Source organism: Bradyrhizobium sp. S69 (assembly GCF_009766005.1).
GTDB lineage: Bacteria > Pseudomonadota > Alphaproteobacteria > Rhizobiales > Xanthobacteraceae > Bradyrhizobium.
This window is the reverse complement of sequence record NZ_LMUK01000046.1, coordinates 51399-69072: the sequence shown is the minus strand read 5'-3', so window position 1 is coordinate 69072 and position 17674 is coordinate 51399. Positions and strand designations below refer to the sequence as shown.

Sequence of the window (17674 nt, the reverse complement as noted above, 5' to 3'; positions counted from 1 at the left end):
CTTGCGCGCCTCGAAGGATGGCCGCAGGCAAAGCGCCGAACAGCATCCTTCGAGGCTCGCAAGTGCTCGCACCTCAGGATGACGGCGTCGATTGTTTCACGGCCTCTCTGGATGACGTCGGAAACAGCTTCACAGGCTTTAATGCTCAATCGGCGTGAAGTGATCGTCGTCGATGCGCAGCCAGTCATGGCGAGGCCCGCCAATCCTCAGCTCACGTTCGATCCGATGATGCCTGGCGGCGGCGATCAGCTTCAGCGCGGCGCCGAACAACGCCTTGGCGCCGTCGAGGACGCGGCCAACGTGAGAACGACCAGGCTGTTGCGAGCTTCTGGCGAAGCGATAATTGGCGGGGCGGACGGTTGGACGATCCGGGCGACGCTCCAGCGTCAGGTCGAACAGCCGCGCCTTGGTCAGGCTGAGGCGAATCATCGTGGGCACTCCGTGGCGGCCGATACGCCGCATGCTGAGTGGAAGATGCGTCGCCACACATATGAATTCGAGAGCACCCGCTCCGCGTTCGCATAGGAGCAACATAGGCGCTGCGCGGTCCTCGTTCTTTATGCCGTCCCTATGCGATGGGCGGCCGGGCCATCTCGAATTCATATGCGGCTCAAGCCAATTATGGTGGCGGACGCAAAAGGTAGCGTTCTCTCGGGAACCGGCATTGCCATGAGCGCGATGACTTACAGCGAAGAATTCCTCGGCAAGGCGACCGCCGAGAGGCCGTCATCGGGACCGCTGGCGTCCGGCGCGCCGCCGAAATTCGAGCACGCCGTCACGTCCTTTGCGCGGCCCGGCCCGGATGTCCTGAGCCGGAGCATTCCGGTGGTCTTCATCGGCCGCAACCGCGCCGGTCTGTGGGTCGCGCGCGACGCCGACGGAAAGTTCGGCGGCCTGTTCTGGCGCAAGGGTTCGGCGCTGCATTTTGCCAAGACAAACGCCGGCCCTGCCGGTTGCGCGGCGTTGTTTCCGCGAGCCCGTTTCGAGCTCGACCTTGAAAACCACGGCAATCCCCTCGTTGCCGGGCTGGGAGCCGCAAAGCTCTTTCTGCGCAGGCAGCTGCCCCGGCGTGCCGCGATCCGGCGCTTGCCCGGAGTCGCCTGCGCAATTCTGCTGGCGGCAGGCGCCCTCGCCGGAATTATCGCGCTGAAGACTGCGATAGTTCTTTCACACCTCAACTATTAACGCCCTGTCACGAAACCGCAGTAACGAGAGAACGTCGCCGCTCCTGGCGTCTTCATCAGCCGAAGATCTGTTTTCTCTCTCGTTCAGCAGAAGGGCAAAATGGCGATTTTTCTGGCGATGGCCGTCTTTGCGGCCGCCACATCCGCGCCCGTGCAAAACGCGCTGATACAAGACGCGCCGGCCCCCGAACCGTCCACGGTTTCTCTCATCTGCACGGCGGCCGGCGCGCGCGTCGCCGGGGCGACCAAGGTCTGCTACTACAAATGCGCGGGAAAAGAAGGCGCCTTCACCACGCGGCTCTATGAGCATTGCCCGAGCTGGAGGCCGCGCTGGCGGCTGAAGGACCACAATCGACAATTCGGACCCAGCGGACTTTCACGCAAGTGAGAGCGTGTGAAGCTATCTCAGACGTCATCCCCGGGACGAACGCAGTGCGTTCGCCCGTGAGGTGCGAGCGCTTGCGAGCCTCGAAGGATGGCCGCACACACTGCGCTGAACACCATCCTTCGAGACGCGGCGAAGACGCCGCTCCTCAGGATGACGTCCGAGATAGCTTCCAAAATGTGCAGCGCCTGGCATCGCCACAACATCACATCCAAAACGGTTGAGGAACTGATGAATTATTTTCACCAGCTTGCCATGGTGTCCCTGTTGGGACTGGCTACAACCTCCTCCTCGCTGCTGGGCGCTGCGATCGGGCTTTACCTTTCGATTTCGAAGCGTCTGCTCGCCTGCCTGCTGGCGTTCGCGGCCGGCTCGCTGATTTCGGCGCTGGCCATCGAGTTGGCCTATGAGGGCGCGCTGTCGCTTCACCATCAGGGCTTTGATGCGCGCGCCGCGTGGGCCTTCATCAGCTCCGGCTTTGCGGTCGGCGCCGTGCTCTACTACGCGACCTCGCTGTTCCTCGAAAAAAGGGGTGCGGCGGTACGCTACGGCACGCAATTTCGCGAATATGCGCTGACCCGCAAACAGCAGGACATCGCCGCGCGAATCAAGCTGCTGGCGACGTCCGACCTGATGCGGCATCTGCCGGCCGAACAGATCGAACGAATTCTGCCCTGCATCCACGACCGCCAGCTGAAGCAAGGCGAAATCCTGTTTCGGACCGGCGACCCCGGCGATGCCCTCTACATCGTCGGCAGCGGAACGGTGGAAGTCCTCAACGAAGATCCGCGCGATGGCTCAGCTTCCAGCAGCGCGATCGCCGTGCTCGGCAAAGGCAACGCGTTTGGAGAAATGTCGCTGCTCGGCGGCGACCCCCGTACCGCGACGATCCGGGCCGTCGAAGACACCGAGCTCCTGAAAATCGACAAAAGCGATTTCGAGCGGCTGGTTGCGGAAGATCCGCAAATGGCCGACGCGGTCAAACACATCAGCCACCGGCGAGCGATCGACAACCTCAGCGCGGGAGGCACCAACGCGGCCCGCTGGGCCAAGGTCGCCGGCCGCAGCCTCGACCAACTCAGCCGGCACGAGACCGGCAAGATGCTCACGGAAGCCGCCAACGGCGCCGGCATGGCGATCGTCCTTGGCAATATTCTCGACACCATCCCCGGCTGCCTGGTGATCGGCGCCAAGTTTACCGCTCTCGGCAACCTCTCGGTAACGCTGATGCTGGGGATGTTCCTGGGCGGCATTCCGGAGGCGGCGGCGAGTGCCTCGATGTTGACCAAGGCCGGCTACCGCCCGGCGGGGATTTTCGGCCTGTGGTCGACCGTGCTGGTGGCCGGCATCGTCGCGGCCGCGGCCGGCAAGGCCTTCATCGGCAGCAGCGACGCGTTGGCGGCGATCTTCGCCCAGGCGCTGGCGGGTGGCGCTGTACTCGCACTGGTCGCCCATGCCATGATTCCCGTCGCCCTGGAGGAAGGCGGCTCGCTGGTGGTGCTCCCGACGGTTGCCGGTTTTCTCTTTGCGCTTTATCTGGCTTTGGCGGAAAGCTTCGTGTGAACCCTTTCGAGCCGCCGCCCCGGGAGCTGCCATGTACGCCATCCATGCTGACCTCTCCACCGCGCTGGATCGCATTCTAAACGCCGCCGCCGACAATCTGCGGTTCGCCAAGATCCTGGTTCAACTGGGCCTCGACCCCAACAACATCACCTACGACGCGCTGTACAATCGCCTGCTGGAGATTTTTCTGGCCAATATCACGCTGGCCAATATGTGCGCGCTGGTGGGCGCGGTGTTTTTTGTCGCGACGCTCTTGACCCGGACCATGGTGCCGCTGCGCGTCTCCAACATGGTCGGCTGCGCGTTTTTCGCCGGCTTCGGCGTGCTGTCAGGGGATATCAAGACGCTGCTGTTGTATCTGCTGCTGCTCCCGATCAACGGCCTGCGCCTCCATCAGATGCTCAATTTGGTGAAGAAGGCGCGCAACGCCGCCAAGGGCGACATGTCGATCGAATGGCTCAAGCCGTTCATGACCGAGCGGAAATACCGCAAGGGCGATGTGGTTTTCAAAAAGGAGGACGCGGCGCACGAGATGTTCCTGACCGTCACCGGCGAATTCCTGGTGACCGAAATCGGCGTCGTGCTGCCGCCGGGCCGCCTGATGGGCGAACTCGGTTTCCTGTCACCCAATAACCGGCGGACCGCGACGGTCGAGTGCACCGAGAATGGCCACGTGCTGACCATCACCTATGACAAATTGCTCGAGATCTACTTCCAGGACCCGCAATTCGGCTATTACTTCCTGGTCCTGACCAGCCAGCGCCTGCTCGAGAACATCGCAAGGCTCGAGGCCGTCATCGCGCAGAACAAACCTGCACCGACGCAGGCTGTGGCCGCGGACAGCGCGAACTAAGCGGGATGATTATTGATCGAACCGGCTGCGACTTCCCTTCACCTCTCCCACCCAACTCGGGTTTACCCGAGTTGGGCATCATATCGATCGAAGTCGGATATATCCGACTTCGATTGGGAGAGGTCGGCGCCAACGGGTAGCGTGAATGCGCGCCCGATGACAGGCTCCGCGCCGGGTGAGGGGTTAGGGCCTCCCGTTTGGTGTAAGAGCCCTCACCCGATTTGCACCGGACGATGCTTCGCATCGCCGGGAGCAAATCGACCTCTCCCCGCCGGGGAAAGGTGAAGTGAAGCGTGCGGATAGCCCCGGCCCAATCTAACTCACGCCGCGTCAGGACGACGGATCAGGTCTTGTCCATGCAGTCTGCGATGTAGAACCAGCGGTCGTCGCCGGCCAATCCCTGCCTCTTCACTTCCACGCGACAGGCTTTCAGTTTGCTCTTGTTCTCGCTCCACTTGGCCTTCATCGCCTTGAGCTTCTCGACGGTCAATTTCATCCGCGATGGTTTTGCCGCGCCCGGGGCCGCGGTCGTGGCGGCAGGCGCAGGTGTCGTCTGGGCCGAAGCGGTATCAAGCGCGCCGGCGACAAGCAGCACGGTGACGAGACAAATAGCGGTACGAGGCATCAAAAATTCCCTTGAAATTGCATTATTGAGGAGGGCGTAAAGACAAAACGGCGCGGGACGGTAAGGCTACCGTCCCGCGTCGCGGGATGTGTCCGATCAGAGGTTCACCTTGATCAAAGTATCTTGGCCGCGCTTTGCAGCGTGATCCAGACGCCCCAGGCCAGGGGAATACCGACGAAGGCCCAGAACAACGCGGCCCTCAGGTCCAGTCCGCCTCTGCCGATGCCGAACGATCCCGAAGGTCCGGCTGTCGCATCGGCGCTCGCGGCCTGCAATTTTGCCACGTCGGCCTCGCTCATATGCCACTTCGGATCGACCGGCTTGATCAGATAGTTGCAGATCAGGCCGGCGATCAGCATGGCGCACAGGATATACATGGTGGTGTTGTAGAGTTGATCGCGCGGCACGCCGGCCGCGAGCTGGAATTCGCGGATGTAGTTGACCACCACAGGGCCGATGATGCCCGCGGTCGACCACGCCGTCAGCAAGCGCCCGTGAATGGCGCCGACGAACTGGGTCCCGAACATGTCGGCGAGATAGGCCGGCACCGTCGCAAAGCCGCCGCCGTACATCGACAGGATGATGCCGAAGCCAAGCACGAACAGAGCCTTCGAGCCCATCGCCGCGAAAGTCGGCGCCAGCGCATAGAGCGCGATCCCGAGCAGGAAGAAGCAATAGTAGGTCCCCTTGCGGCCGATATAGTCGGACAGCGAGGCCCAGAAGAAGCGGCCGCCGATGTTGAACAGCGAGAGCAAGCCGGTAAAGCCGGCTGCGATCGCCGCGATGGTCGCCTTCTGCTCGAGGCTCAACGCGTTGAAGCCGACATCCGGAAATCCGATCAGCTTGCCGCCGAAGATTTCCTGCAACATCGGCGAGGCCATGCCGATCACGCCGATCCCGGCCGACACGTTCAGCGTGAGCACCCACCAGATCAGCCAGAACTGCGGGGTCTTGTGGGCGTCGTCGAGATGGACATTGGCCTTGGAGATCATCGCATTGGATTTGGCCGGCGGGGTCCAGCCTTCCGGCTTCCAGTTCGGCGGGGTGATGCGATAGGAGAACGCGCCGATGGTCATGAACACGAAGTAGATCAAGCCCATCACGACGAAGGTTTCCCACACGCCGACCGATGTGGGTGTCTTGAAATGGGTGATCAGGATGTTGGCCAGCGGCGCGCCAATCATCGCGCCGCCGCCGAAACCCATGATCGCCATGCCGGTCGCCATGCCGCGATGATCCGGAAACCATTTGATCAGGGTCGACACCGGAGAGATGTAGCCGAGGCCGAGGCCGATACCGCCGATGACGCCGGCGCCGAGCCACATGATCCAGAGCTGATGGACATAAATCCCGAAGGCGCCGATCAACAGGCCGCCGCCCCAGCACAACGCGGCGACGAAGCCGGCCTTGCGTGGTCCGACCCGCTCCAGCCAGCCGCCCCAGATCGCCGCCGATACGCCGAGCGCGACAAAGAACAGCGTGAACATCCAGCCCATGCTGGCGACTTTCCAGTCGCAGCTCGTGGTGAACAGCTCCTGCAGCAGCGACATGTCGGGGCATGCCTTGGGCGCCGTCAATCCCAGCGCGCGCGACAGCGGCAGCCAGAACACCGAAAAGCCGTAGGCCATGCCGATGCACAAATGGATGCAGAGCGCCGCGGGCGGCACCATCCATCGATTGAAGCCGGCGCTCGCAACCGTCCGTTCCCTGTCGAGGAGCCCTGCGCCTGCGCCGGACATGCTTCCGGCACTGCTGATTGTCGTCATTCAATCCTCCCTTAACAGCCGCCCTTTTCGGGCGTGTCTGCCGCCACCGATCCCGTTCGCCACCGATCCGCCCGTCTAAAACCCCGCCAAAGCCTATCACGGGCAGTAAGATCGTGCATTGCTGCTCCGCACAATCCAAGGATGCGCCGGGACCACCAAGCACATCCGACAATTCCAACCTCTGATGCGGCAGGATATGCCACCATCAGTTCCGGCCTAAATCAGGAAATTCACCCGCCCCAAACGCGCAAGCCTGCTACCAACAAGCCTGTTACCAACAAGCCCTGCCACCAACACGACCCACCTCCGAGTCCCCACGGAGAACCCCAATTGGGACAGAAGCCGAGGCGGGTGTCGATAGGAAAAAGGTCGATATCACTAGCTAAGATTAATTGGCGGACGGCATCGCCCGATTGATTTTCTCGATCATGAACACGATCCGGCCCTCGGCGCGCTCGGTGATCTCGACTTTGTCGCCGGTTTCCCGGATCAGGTTCGGGATATCGATCACCGACAGCGGATCGGTGCAGTGCACTTCCAGGAAATCCCCCGGCGGCACCGTCTTCAGCGCCTTGCGCGTCTTCAGCGCCGGCAACGGGCATTTGAGGCCCTTCAAGTCCAGTTTCGTGATCGCCATCGTGCCTTTTTATCCCTCGCTCGGGCTTCGCGCCAGCACCTGTTCGACCGGGATCGCGGCGCGCTGCATCAAGGCTGCGATGGCCTCGACATCATCGAGATGGACCATTGGCAGCGTGGTTGCAACCACGGCGTCGGTGGCGATGCCGACGACGTCGGGATCGTCGGGAAACAACAGCGGCTTGTGGTTGGCGATGCGATGCACTTCGATCTTGGCGTGCGGCTCGCGCTTGAAACCTTCGATGACGACGAGATCGACCGGCGACATCCGGCTCAAGAGCTCCGGCAATCGCGGCTCGGCGGCATCGCGCAATTCATGCATCAGGGCCCAGCGGCGGGACGAGGCCACCAGCACCTCGGTCGCGCCGGATTGCCGGTGCACCCAGGAATCCTTGCCGGGCACGTCGACATCGAAATCGTGATGGGCATGCTTGATGACGGAGACGCGCAACCCCTTGGCCAACAGAAGAGGGATCACCCGCGTCAGCAAGGTGGTCTTGCCGGCGCCGCTCCATCCCGAGAGGCCAATCACGTTCATGTGGTACTCTTCCCGTCATTGCGAGGAGCGACAGCGACGAAGAATCCAGCCCTTGCTTCGCTGCCATGGATTGCTTCGCTTCGCTCGCAATGACGAACTGGTCGCATTTCGTTCATTCTACGAGTTGCTTTATATCGGCTAACGCTGCTTGTCATGCTAACCTGCCGACATGATGAAGATCGATCGCGCGACATGGCTGTGAGCCACGAGGCCATTCCCGGCGTGCTGCTGGCCGGCGGGCTGGCGCGGCGGATGGGCGGGGGCGACAAGCCGATGCGCCAGATCGGCGGTCGCACCATCCTCGACCGCGTGATCGCGCGGCTCAAGCCGCAATGCGGCGAGCTCATTCTCAATGCCAATGGCGATCCGGCACGGTTTGCGCGGTTTGGCTTGGCCGTTGTCCCCGACACCGTCGAGGACTTTCCCGGGCCGCTCGCCGGCATTCTCGCCGCACTCGATTGGGCCGCCGCCCATCGCCCCGGGGTTTCGATGGTGTTGAGCGCGGCGGCGGATTGTCCGTTCCTGCCGCGCGATCTGGTGGCCCGCCTTAACGAGGCGCTGGTGAGCGAAGACGCCCAACTCGCGGTCGCGGCCTCCGGCGGACAGTCGCATCCGGTGATCGGACTATGGCGCGTCGCCCTGCGCGACGAGCTTCGCCACGCGCTGGTGCAGGACAATATCAGGCGGGTCGACCGCTGGACCGCTCGCTACAAATTGGCCACCGTCGCCTGGCCGACAGCGCCGCTCGATCCGTTCTTCAATGCCAACACGATCGAGGATGTCGCGGAAGCGGAGCGGTTGGCGGAGTTGGATGGAGACTAACATCCTCGCGTCGTCCCGGCCTTGCGCCGGGACCCATACGGCGAGGACTCGCGTTGTGTCGATGGAGCAAAGGCCTTCTGCTCCTACTGACGCCAGGGGCTATGGGTCCCGGCCTGCGCCGGGACGACATAACGATCCCCAGTCGCGTTGACGGCAGCCACGGAATAATAGCAAAAAGGGCCCGCCGGCTGAGTTAGGCTCCCGGCCAAGCAACACGGCCAATGCGCCGGATGGTCACGGGAGGAAACGGGATGTTGTCAGGAAAATTATCGCTACTCGCCGCATTCGCGGGCGCGCTGCTGTCGTCGTCCGCGGCGCTGGCGCAGGTGTCGGATGATGTGGTCAAGATCGGCGTGCTGACCGACATGAACGGGCCGGCCTCGACCCCGACCGGCCAGGGATCGGTCACCGCAGCGCAAATGGCGGTCGACGATTTCGGCGGCACGGTGCTCGGCAAGCCGATTTCGGTAATCGTCGGCGACCACCAGGACAAGCCGGATATCGGCGCCGGGATCGCGCGGCGCTGGTACGACACCGAGCAGGTCGATTTGATCGTGGACGTGCCGGTGTCCGCTGTCGGCCTCGCGGTGCAGAACATCGCCAATGAAAAGAAGCGGATGTTCATCACGCATTCGACCGGCTCGGCGGATTTCCACGGCAAGTTCTGTTCGCCCTACGCTATCCAGTGGGTGTTCGACACCCGCGCGCTTGCAGTCGGCACCGCGCAGGAAGTGGTGAAGCGCGGCGGCGATAGCTGGTTCTTCATCACCGACGATTACGCGTTCGGCCATTCGCTGGAGCGCGACGCGTCCGCCGTGATCCTCAAGAACGGCGGCAAGGTGTTGGGCTCGGTGAAGCCGCCCTTTGCCACGCCGGATTTGTCCTCGTTCATTCTGCAGGCCCAGGCCTCGAAGGCCAAGATCATCGGCATCGCCGGTGGCCCACCAAACAACATGAACGAGATCAAGACCGCCGGCGAGTTCGGCGTGCTGAAAGGCGGCCAGCAGATGGCCGGCCTGCTGGCGCTGATCACCGACATTCATTCGCTGGGACTGCCGGCGGCGCAGGGGTTGTTGCTGACCACGTCGTTCTATTGGGACATGGACGACAAGACCCGCGAATGGTCAAAACGCTATTTCGCCAAGATGAACCGGATGCCGACGATGTGGCAGGCCGGCGTCTATTCGTCCGTGATGGTTTACCTCAACGCCATCAAGGACAGCGGCACCGACGAGCCGCTCAAGGTCGCCGCCAAGATGCGCGAGAAGCCGATCGAGGATTTTTTCGCCCGCAACGGCAAACTGCGCGAGGATAATCTGATGGTGCACGATTTGATGCTGGTCCAGGTCAAGTCGCCCGAGGAATCGAAATATCCGTGGGACTATTACAAGGTACTGGCCAAGATATCCGGCGAAGACGCGTTCGGGCCGATGGACCCGGCGTGTGCGATGGTGAAGAAGTGAGCGCGCTAATAGCGGGCGGCGGCGACGCCATGCGATGCGAGGCGCCGAAAAAGCAGCAACTCAGCACTATTGACGGTAGTCGCTGCGGATATACGACATTTCAAATTACGTGCTCTACTGTTCCAATACCTTAGGTAAGCAAGCTCGTACGGCGGATTAGCCAAAGGCGTGATCCGCCTCTTCACGTAGGCAAACGGCGGATCACGCTTCGCGGATCCGCCCTACGGGCTTAAAGACCGATCACCTTTGGTCTTCGTCTCCTACGCTCAAACGGCGGGAATGCATCTCGATGACGCCATTAGAAATCCTTGGCGGAAGCTGGCATGTATGAACCCGCCCGGTGTAGTTGCCGTAACGGTCCGAGGTTCGAACGATCGGGCACCTTGGGTCACCGACGCCGTAATAGCGACGGTGGGCGGCAAGTGCATCGTTGAGGATGGCGTCGAACATGGCATTGCCGACGTGCAGTTCTGTGGCTTTGGCAGGCAGACTGCCTATCGTGAGAGCCAGGACTGTGAGGGCAACGAACCTGGATTTCGTAAGCATTGGACAGCTCCTGATTTTGACCTATGCTCATAGGACGAGAGCTGCTTTGTCGCGGTTCGCGCTCCGGAAATTACATTTTCTTCATGCGACAGCTCGTAGGGCGAATTAGTTAGTTAGCCAAAGGCGTATCCGCCTCTTCACATTGGCAAACGGCGGATCACGCTTCGCTGATCCTTCCTAAGGGCTGTCACCGCAATCGCTATCCTATATCCTCCGAAAATCGCCGGCTCAGCCCCCAGACGACCGCGGCGGTGGCCATCGTGGCGATCAGGTGTTTCAAGGTGTGCCCACTGACGAAGCCGAAAGTATTCGCGATCTTGTGGTCGAGCAGCTCGGCGATCTTGGCCAGCACGTAGAGCGCCATCGCCGCGGCGAAGGCGATGCGATCGATGCGCGGCGCGCGATAAATCGCCTGCCATAACGGGATGAGGACGAGCGGCAGTACCTGCAACAGGAGATAGGGTCGCAAATCGCCCGCGCCGCTGCTGTCGGTGTAGACCCACCATGCGACGCTGGCGACGGCGAAAAGCCCGAGAACGATCGCTTCGATTTCCGTCTTCGATCCGGGCTGGGTATCGCCGCGAACGCCGACGAGCAGGCCGGCGCAAACCAGCGCGATCGGCAGCCGGTCCCAGATCAGGCGGGCATTGTCGGGGGCGAGATGATAGAAGCCGGACCCGAAAGCGGTGAGCAACAGGCCGATCAGAAACAACCTGTAGCCTGGCCATCCCGCGCGCAATCGGTCGCTGCTGCGCCGGGGCCAAAGGGTCAGCCAGCCCCAGATCGCGACCAGGGCGAACCCCGCGTTGGAAAGCACATCGGCGGCGTGGTGGATGCCGAAAGCCGCCGATCCGTCGGCGAATTCGTTGTAATGCAGCGGCTGCGCGATGGGTCCGTAGGCCGCCATGATCACCATGATGCCGATGGTGAGGAGCGTTGGCGCGTACTTGATATACGGCTTGATGGGCTGGCCCGGGCCGGTCGACGCGTCCGCACAGGAAAAGGTTGGCATTTTCGGATCCATCACATGATTGAACATTGTTCAAATATGTCTAAGCCAAAAATGAACAATGTTCAAGAGGAATTTTCGGTATCGGAAAATGGCGGGTGACGGCGCTTGATCGGACCAGGCCGCACGCAACGACACGTCGATGTGTGCACTGTCGCCGCAATGGCCGGATTACACTGCGTCTCCATCATTCGATCGACAACGGACGGAAACGGAAAATGACAGGCAAGCGCGTGGTATTCACCGGGGGAACCGGCAAGGCCGGCAGGCACGCCCTGCCGCATCTGAAGAGCAGGGGTTACGACCTTCTCAATGTCGATCTCAAGCCGTTCGATCATCCCGGCATCAAGACCCTGATCGCCGATCTGACGGACAGCGGCCAGGCCTTCAACGCCCTGACCACGCATTTCGGCCTCGACCGTTTCGCAGACGGCAAGCCGCCGTCGCCGCCGGACGCCGTCGTGCATTTTGCCGCGATACCGCGGGTGCTGATCGAGCCGGATAACGAAACGTTCCGCGTCAACACGATCAGCACCTACAATGTGATCGAAGCCGCGGCCAAACTCGGCGTCCGCAAGATCGTGATCGCCTCCAGCGAAACCACCTACGGCGTCTGCTTTGCCGAAGGCGACAAGGATTTCAGGAGCTTCCCGCTCGAGGAGGATTACGACACCGATCCCATGGATTCGTACGGGCTTTCCAAGGTCGTCAATGAAAAGACCGCGCGCGCCTTCGCGATGCGCTACGGCATCGACATCTATGCGCTGCGGATCGGAAACGTGATCGAGCCGGATGAATACGAGATGTTTCCCGGCTTCCTGGCCAATCTGCCGTCGCGAAAGCGCAATGCCTGGAGCTATATCGACGCCCGCGACCTCGGCGAGATCGTGCATCTGGCGATCCAGAAAGACGGGCTCGGCTTTCAGGTCTTCAACGCCGTCAACGACACCATCACCGCCAACATTCCGACCCGCGACGTGCTGGGCCGCTATTGTCCCAACGTCCGGATCACCCGCGAACTCGGCGAGTACGAGGCGCCGCTGTCGAACAAGAAGGCGCGCGAGGTGCTGGGCTTTAAGGAAGCGCACAACTGGCGGAAATACGTTAAGGGTGGATAGTGCCCGCGGGCCCACGGCGACATCGTCAGTTCGTAGGGCGGATCAGCCAAAGGCGTTCGCGTTGGCAAACGGCGGATCACGCTTCGCTGATCCGCCCTACGGGGCTATCGACGCGGTTGCGGGATTTCTTACGATGCGGAAGCGAAATGAGTGAGAAGGCCAAGCACGGGTGAGCTAACTACCTTGCCCGCATACGGCTCAAGATGGATTGCTTCGCGGAGCCTGTGATCGCGGCGGGCGTTCGCCTCGCCCGGTTGAGTCGCAAGGACGAACTACCGCTTTCGGGTGCGACAAATCAACCCGTCGGGCAACTCACCTCGCTCGCGCAAAATCCTGTCCAGCCCTCTTGCGAAAAATTTTTCGCTTTACCTTCCTACCCGACACACTTCAGAACGACTCCATCCCGCCCGATGAGAGGGGCGTTGCGCACGTCACGACACGCGCGGTGGGATGCGGTGGGCCGTGGCGTTTGCGAAAGACGAGCGCAAGCGTTCGCGGACGGCAAAGTCGTGTGGTCCTGACGCCCCGATGGCTGGTGTCAAGTTCTCGGAAGCTCACGCTTCCTGGGAGCGACGGTGGCAAACAAGCCAGGTCTCGCCGGGGAGAGCACGGAATAAGCCGTAACGCCATCGCGCAGGGAAGGCCGGATTGCCTCCGCTGAACCTGTATGCTCGTGTGCGTTTTTTTATCACCCTTTGCACACGGGACCGCGGGTGCAGCGTGCACCCGGTCTTCCCTGCGCCCTCTTCTTCTGAGGGTCGCCTGCGCCCTCTTCTTTTGGGGCGAACGAATTTGCAAAGCTCGGGCACATCATGCCGCGAGAATACGGAGTCGTGTCGTGAACCTATCAACGTCATTGCGAGGAGCGAAGCGACGAAGCAATCCAGCTCTTGCTTGTGACATGGATTGCTTCGTCGCTTCGCTCCTCGCAATGACGGCTTTGCACGAACAAAATGCTAATTTTGTCGTCCCGGCGAACGCCGGGACCCATACGCCGTGTCTTCTCGTATTGGCAACGCGGCAGACGCTTTCCGAAGCAATGCACGCCAGGGGTTATGGGTCCCGGCGCCTTACGCGCAATTGCGCGCTAGGCCGGGACGACGGAAATTACTTCATCGACTCGATCTCAATCGACGTGAATAAGCCCCCTCACCTGCCGTGTTCGTTGTTGAACATTTGGCGCGTATTTGAAGAAGCCTGCTGCGGCGCGGTTTGGGGTCGCGACTTAACGCTCGAATGTTGCATGAATGCAGCAGTTGACGGTTGCCAGTTAGGGTTGATTGGACGAAGCTACCTGAAAGCGGACGCGGTCTGTTGCGCTTGCGCGGGACGGGCCGGTCGCTTTTCGCATCGGAGCAGCCATGCAGCGATCCAGGGCCATCTTCATCACGGGTATCATCTATGGCTTGATCGGCCTGCTGCTTGCGGGCGGCGGCATTTGGCTCGCCGCGCTGGGCGGCTCCGTCTTCTATATCATCCTCGGTGTCGGCATTCTCGCCACGGCCGCGTTGTTGCTGGCGCAACGGCGCTCGGCGCTGTGGCTGTTTGCGATCGTGCTGATCGGCACGCTGGCGTGGGCGGTCTATGAGGTGCAATTCGATTGGTGGCCGCTCGCCGCGCGCGGCGACATCATCTTCCCGATGGCACTCTGGCTGCTGGCGCCAATGATCGTTCGCGCCCTGGGGCAAAACCAGCCGGCCTCTTACGCACGCGCGACCGCGCCGCTCTGGATCGGCGTCGTGGCGGCCGCGGCCGTCCTCGGCGTCGCGCTTCTGTCCAGCACTCACGACATCAACGGCACGATCGTCGAGACTGCGTCCGCGGTACCGCAAAGCGAAGCCGACCCGCAACCGGATGGCGACTGGCGCGCCTATGGCCGCACGCAATTCGGACAGCGTTATTCGCCGCTGAAGCAGATCACGCCGGACAATGCCGGCAACCTCAAGGTGGCATGGACCTTCCGCACCGGCGATGTCGCGACGCCAAACGATTCCGGCGAGACCACCTTCGAGGTCACCCCGATCAAGGTGCGCGATACGCTCTATCTCTGCTCGCAGCACCAGGTGCTGTTCGCGCTCGACGCCAAGACCGGCACCGAGCGCTGGCGGTACGATCCGAAGCTGAATTTCAACAACACGTTCCAGCACATGACCTGCCGCGGGGTCTCCTACCACGAGGCCTCGGCGGGCGCGGTCGATAGCAGCGGCAGTCCGGCGCCCGCCGAATGCCGCCGGCGGATCTTCCTGCCGGTCAATGATGGGCGCATGATCGCGCTCGATGCCGACAGCGGCAAGCTCTGCGATGGCTTTGCCGATCACGGCACCCTCGACCTGCAGCAAGGGATGGGAAACAAGACGGCGGGCTTCTTCGAGCCGACCTCGCCGCCGGTCGTCAGCGACAAGATCATGGTCGTCGCCGCCGCGGTGATCGACAATTATGCGGTCGAGGTGCCGTCCGGCGTGATCCGCGGCTTCGATGTCACCACCGGCAAACTGGTTTGGGCCTGGGACTCCGGTGCCGCCGACGAGAATGCGCTGCCGTCGCCGACGCGGCATTACACCAACGGTTCGCCGAACTCGTGGATCGCATCCTCGTTCGATCCGAAATTGAATCTGGTCTACATCCCCACCGGCAATAACGGGCCTGACATCTGGGGCGGCAATCGCGATGCGCTGGTCGAACGCTATTCCAGCTCGATCGTCGCGCTGGATATCAATACCGGCAAGCGCGTCTGGTCGTACCAGACCGTGCATCATGACCTCTGGGACATGGACGTTCCCTCGCAACCGAGCCTGGTTGATGTCACGACGGCCAAAGGCGTCGTCCCCGCGATCATCCAGCCGACCAAGGTCGGCAATTTGTTCGTGCTCGACCGCAGGACCGGCGAGCTGATCGTGCCGGCGCCGGAACGTCCGGTGCCGCAGGGACCCGCGCCCGGCGACCGCACCGCGCCGACGCAGCCGTTTTCCGAGCTGACGTTCCGCCCCGAGGCGAAGCTGACCGGCGCCGACATGTGGGGCGGCACGATCTTCGACCAACTGCTGTGCCGGATCATGTTCCATCGGTTGCGTTACGAGGGCACGTTCACGCCGCCGTCGTTGCAGGGCACGCTGGTATTCCCGGGTAATCTCGGCATGTTCGAATGGGGCGGCATCGCGGTCGACCCTGTGAGACAGATCGCCATCGCCAACCCGATGTCGCTGCCGTTCAGGTCGAAGCTCATTCCGCGCGGCCCGCTCAACCCTGCCGCGCCGACGGCCGATAAGCCGGTCGGCAGCGAGGTCGGGGCGCAGCCGATGTATGGCACGCCGTTCGGGGTGGATATTTCGAGCTTTCTCTCGCCCTTCTCCGTGCCGTGCTACCGCCCGCCCTGGGGCTCGATGGCCGCGATCGATCTGAAAACCATGAAGATCGTCTGGCAGCATCCCAACGGCACCATCCGGGATACCACGCCGCTGCCGCTTCCGTTCAAGATGGGCGTGCCGATGCTGGGCGGGCCGATGACGACCGCGGGCGGGGTCGCCTTCTACACCGGAACCTATGAGTACACGATCCGGGCTTACGACGTGCGTAACGGCAAGGTGGTCTGGGAAGATCGCCTGCCGGCCGGCGCGCAATCGACGCCGATGAGCTACGCGGTCGACGGCAAGCAATATGTCGTCACCGCGGCCGGCGGCCATGGCTCGTTCGGCACCAAGCGCGGCGACTACGTCATCGCCTACACGTTGAAGGATTGAACCCAAAGGGATCGAACCCGAAAGATTGAACCCTGGAGCGTCGTGATGAGTGCGTCATCCGGCAACCGAACGAAGCATCGAACGGCGCTCTATCTTTGGCTGGGTCTCGCAGTGATGTCGGCCTGTGCCGGCAGCGGCGCCGCCGATGCCGCCGACCTGACGATTCCCAGCGGTGGCAGCGGCCCGGCGCCGGCTCCAGTTCCCTGGCTGCTCGGCGACTGGAACGGCGCGAGAACCCGGCTGGTGAATGCCGGCATCGATTTCCAGTTCGGCTACACCAGCGAGGTCGCCGGCAATGCCACGGGCGGTCAGCGGCAGCAGGTCGCCTACACCGATCAATGGGTCGTCGGCACCACGTTCGATCTCACAAAGCTCGGCGTGCTGCCCGGCGGCACGGTCCAGGTGACGTATACCGACCGCAACGGCAGCAATCTGAGCGATGACGCGCGCCTCGGCACCTTGCAGCAGGTGCAGGAAGTGTTCGGACGCGGCCGGACGCTGCGGCTGACGGATTTCTGGTACGACCAGAAGTTCGTCGGCGGCGCGGTCGACTGGAAGATCGGGCGGATTCCGTTTGGCGAGGATTTCGCATCGTTCGCATGCGACTTCCAGAACCTAACCTTCTGCGGCGCGCAACCCGGCAACCTCGTCGGCAACTACATCTACAATTGGCCGATCAGCTATTGGGCCACGCGGCTGAAGTTCAACCTGCCGGGCTTTGGTTATTTTCAGTTCGGTGTGTTCGATTCCAATCCCGGCTATCTGGACGTGGCGCAATCAGCACTTCCGGTGATCTATCCGGGATCCACCGGGCTTTTGATCCCGGTCGAACTCGGATGGCTGCCGAAGTTCGGTGACTTGCAAGGCAGCTACAAGTTCGGCGGCTGGTACGACACCTCGATGGCTCCCAATGTGGCCACCGATATCAACGGCAACCCGGCCGTGCTGAGCGGATTGCCGCTGGCGCAGAGCCGCGGGCGTTACGGCGGCTATGTCAGCTTCGTTCAGCAGGTGATGCGCCCGTCGCAAGCCAGTGCCGCGGGTGCGCTAAGCCTGTTCCTGAACGCGACGATGGCCGACCGACGCACCGCGACCACCGATTATCAGGTCGCAGGCGGTCTGACCTATACCGGCCCGCTTCGCTGGCGGCCCCAGGACGACATCGCATTTGCGGTCGGCACCACCCACGTCAACAGCAGCGTCGCCTGGTCGGAAGAGTTGCAGAACCTGGCCGGCCAAAACCTGGTCGGCTTCAGCCCGGTGGCCGTGCAGGGCAACGAATACAGCATGGAGCTCTATTACACCTACCGGCCGCTCGCCGGCCTGCAGGTGCGGCCGAACATCCAGTATATAATCGACCCCGGCGGCACCAGCGCCAATCCAAACGCCCTGGTGTTCGGGCTCAAGACGGTGGCGAATTTCTGAGCGG

The 17674-nt window shown here is 62.3% G+C and carries 16 protein-coding genes; 9 read left to right on the top strand and 7 right to left on the bottom strand.

Going from position 1 to position 17674, the window contains the following annotated elements:
* Positions 1-138: 138 nt before the first annotated feature.
* Positions 139-486 carry a hypothetical protein gene (locus tag GSQ88_RS25110; protein ID WP_159010466.1) on the bottom strand — a complete coding sequence of 116 codons (348 nt, stop codon included), beginning with the start codon at positions 484-486 and terminating at the stop codon, positions 139-141.
* Positions 487-669: 183 nt separating this feature from the next.
* On the opposite strand from GSQ88_RS25110, the gene GSQ88_RS25105 reads away from it, so the two are divergent.
* From GSQ88_RS25105 to GSQ88_RS25090, 4 genes are all read left to right on the top strand, one after another.
* Positions 670-1185 (top strand): hypothetical protein, encoded by a 516-nt coding sequence (locus GSQ88_RS25105; protein WP_159010465.1) that lies wholly within the window; start codon positions 670-672, stop codon positions 1183-1185.
* Between the two features lie 99 nt (positions 1186-1284).
* Positions 1285-1572, top strand: coding sequence for a hypothetical protein (locus GSQ88_RS25100; RefSeq protein ID WP_159010464.1), 288 nt, complete (start codon positions 1285-1287; stop codon positions 1570-1572).
* A 228-nt stretch (positions 1573-1800) separates the two neighbouring features.
* Positions 1801-3132 (top strand): cyclic nucleotide-binding domain-containing protein, encoded by a 1332-nt coding sequence (locus GSQ88_RS25095; protein ID WP_159010463.1) that lies wholly within the window; start codon positions 1801-1803, stop codon positions 3130-3132.
* Between the two features lie 31 nt (positions 3133-3163).
* Positions 3164-3985, top strand: a complete 822-nt coding sequence (locus GSQ88_RS25090; protein WP_159010462.1) for a Crp/Fnr family transcriptional regulator — start codon at positions 3164-3166, stop codon at positions 3983-3985.
* 343 nt (positions 3986-4328) lie between these two features.
* Here GSQ88_RS25090 and GSQ88_RS25085 read toward each other — a convergent pair whose 3' ends face one another.
* The 4 genes from GSQ88_RS25085 to mobB form a co-directional block, all read right to left on the bottom strand.
* Positions 4329-4610 (bottom strand): hypothetical protein, encoded by a 282-nt coding sequence (locus GSQ88_RS25085; protein ID WP_159010461.1) that lies wholly within the window; start codon positions 4608-4610, stop codon positions 4329-4331.
* 113 nt (positions 4611-4723) lie between these two features.
* Entirely contained in the window at positions 4724-6376 is a 1653-nt protein-coding gene (locus tag GSQ88_RS25080; RefSeq protein ID WP_159010460.1) for an OFA family MFS transporter, read from the bottom strand.
* Positions 6377-6764: 388 nt separating this feature from the next.
* Positions 6765-7013 carry a sulfurtransferase TusA family protein gene (locus GSQ88_RS25075; protein ID WP_159010459.1) on the bottom strand — a complete coding sequence of 83 codons (249 nt, stop codon included), beginning with the start codon at positions 7011-7013 and terminating at the stop codon, positions 6765-6767.
* Positions 7014-7022: 9 nt separating this feature from the next.
* The gene (gene mobB, locus GSQ88_RS25070) at positions 7023-7550 is read right to left on the bottom strand and encodes a molybdopterin-guanine dinucleotide biosynthesis protein B (RefSeq protein WP_159010458.1); all 528 of its coding nucleotides are present in this window, start codon (positions 7548-7550) and stop codon (positions 7023-7025) included.
* A 192-nt stretch (positions 7551-7742) separates the two neighbouring features.
* Here mobB and mobA point away from each other — a divergent pair, with 192 nt between their 5' ends.
* Positions 7743-8372 carry a molybdenum cofactor guanylyltransferase MobA gene (mobA, locus tag GSQ88_RS25065; RefSeq protein ID WP_159010457.1) on the top strand — a complete coding sequence of 210 codons (630 nt, stop codon included), beginning with the start codon at positions 7743-7745 and terminating at the stop codon, positions 8370-8372.
* Between the two features lie 251 nt (positions 8373-8623).
* Positions 8624-9835 (top strand): ABC transporter substrate-binding protein, encoded by a 1212-nt coding sequence (locus GSQ88_RS25060; protein ID WP_159010456.1) that lies wholly within the window; start codon positions 8624-8626, stop codon positions 9833-9835.
* A gap of 240 nt (positions 9836-10075) precedes the next feature.
* Here the strand turns inward: GSQ88_RS25060 and GSQ88_RS25055 are convergent, their stop codons facing one another.
* Together GSQ88_RS25055 and GSQ88_RS25050 are read right to left on the bottom strand one after the other, a co-directional pair.
* Positions 10076-10381 carry a hypothetical protein gene (locus GSQ88_RS25055; protein WP_159010455.1) on the bottom strand — a complete coding sequence of 102 codons (306 nt, stop codon included), beginning with the start codon at positions 10379-10381 and terminating at the stop codon, positions 10076-10078.
* A 199-nt stretch (positions 10382-10580) separates the two neighbouring features.
* A complete protein-coding gene (locus tag GSQ88_RS25050) occupies positions 10581-11393 on the bottom strand; it encodes a hypothetical protein (protein ID WP_159010454.1) in 813 nt (270 codons plus the stop codon).
* 215 nt (positions 11394-11608) lie between these two features.
* On the opposite strand from GSQ88_RS25050, the gene GSQ88_RS25045 reads away from it, so the two are divergent.
* From GSQ88_RS25045 to GSQ88_RS25035, 3 genes are all read left to right on the top strand, one after another.
* Positions 11609-12508: an NAD-dependent epimerase/dehydratase family protein gene (locus tag GSQ88_RS25045; RefSeq protein WP_159010453.1), complete on the top strand. Its 900-nt coding sequence runs from the start codon at positions 11609-11611 to the stop codon at positions 12506-12508.
* A gap of 1361 nt (positions 12509-13869) precedes the next feature.
* On the top strand, positions 13870-16245 hold the full coding sequence (locus GSQ88_RS25040; protein WP_159010452.1) for a glucose/quinate/shikimate family membrane-bound PQQ-dependent dehydrogenase: 2376 nt from the start codon (positions 13870-13872) through the stop codon (positions 16243-16245).
* A gap of 45 nt (positions 16246-16290) precedes the next feature.
* Positions 16291-17670 (top strand): carbohydrate porin, encoded by a 1380-nt coding sequence (locus tag GSQ88_RS25035; RefSeq protein ID WP_210253889.1) that lies wholly within the window; start codon positions 16291-16293, stop codon positions 17668-17670.
* Positions 17671-17674 lie beyond the last annotated feature (4 nt).

Excerpts from the sequence above, each read along its gene's own strand:
- GSQ88_RS25105 (WP_159010465.1), top strand. The coding sequence starts at position 670 with ATGAGCGCGATGACTTACAGCGAAGAATTCCTCGGCAAGGCGACCGCC.
- GSQ88_RS25100 (WP_159010464.1), top strand. The coding sequence starts at position 1,285 with ATGGCGATTTTTCTGGCGATGGCCGTCTTTGCGGCCGCCACATCCGCG.
- GSQ88_RS25095 (WP_159010463.1), top strand. The coding sequence starts at position 1,801 with ATGAATTATTTTCACCAGCTTGCCATGGTGTCCCTGTTGGGACTGGCT.
- GSQ88_RS25090 (WP_159010462.1), top strand. The coding sequence starts at position 3,164 with ATGTACGCCATCCATGCTGACCTCTCCACCGCGCTGGATCGCATTCTA.
- GSQ88_RS25085 (WP_159010461.1), bottom strand. The coding sequence starts at position 4,610 with ATGCCTCGTACCGCTATTTGTCTCGTCACCGTGCTGCTTGTCGCCGGC.
- GSQ88_RS25080 (WP_159010460.1), bottom strand. The coding sequence starts at position 6,376 with ATGACGACAATCAGCAGTGCCGGAAGCATGTCCGGCGCAGGCGCAGGG.
- GSQ88_RS25075 (WP_159010459.1), bottom strand. The coding sequence starts at position 7,013 with ATGGCGATCACGAAACTGGACTTGAAGGGCCTCAAATGCCCGTTGCCG.
- mobB (WP_159010458.1), bottom strand. The coding sequence starts at position 7,550 with ATGAACGTGATTGGCCTCTCGGGATGGAGCGGCGCCGGCAAGACCACC.
- mobA (WP_159010457.1), top strand. The coding sequence starts at position 7,743 with ATGGCTGTGAGCCACGAGGCCATTCCCGGCGTGCTGCTGGCCGGCGGG.
- GSQ88_RS25060 (WP_159010456.1), top strand. The coding sequence starts at position 8,624 with ATGTTGTCAGGAAAATTATCGCTACTCGCCGCATTCGCGGGCGCGCTG.
- GSQ88_RS25055 (WP_159010455.1), bottom strand. The coding sequence starts at position 10,381 with ATGCTTACGAAATCCAGGTTCGTTGCCCTCACAGTCCTGGCTCTCACG.
- GSQ88_RS25050 (WP_159010454.1), bottom strand. The coding sequence starts at position 11,393 with ATGCCAACCTTTTCCTGTGCGGACGCGTCGACCGGCCCGGGCCAGCCC.
- GSQ88_RS25045 (WP_159010453.1), top strand. The coding sequence starts at position 11,609 with ATGACAGGCAAGCGCGTGGTATTCACCGGGGGAACCGGCAAGGCCGGC.
- GSQ88_RS25040 (WP_159010452.1), top strand. The coding sequence starts at position 13,870 with ATGCAGCGATCCAGGGCCATCTTCATCACGGGTATCATCTATGGCTTG.
- GSQ88_RS25035 (WP_210253889.1), top strand. The coding sequence starts at position 16,291 with ATGAGTGCGTCATCCGGCAACCGAACGAAGCATCGAACGGCGCTCTAT.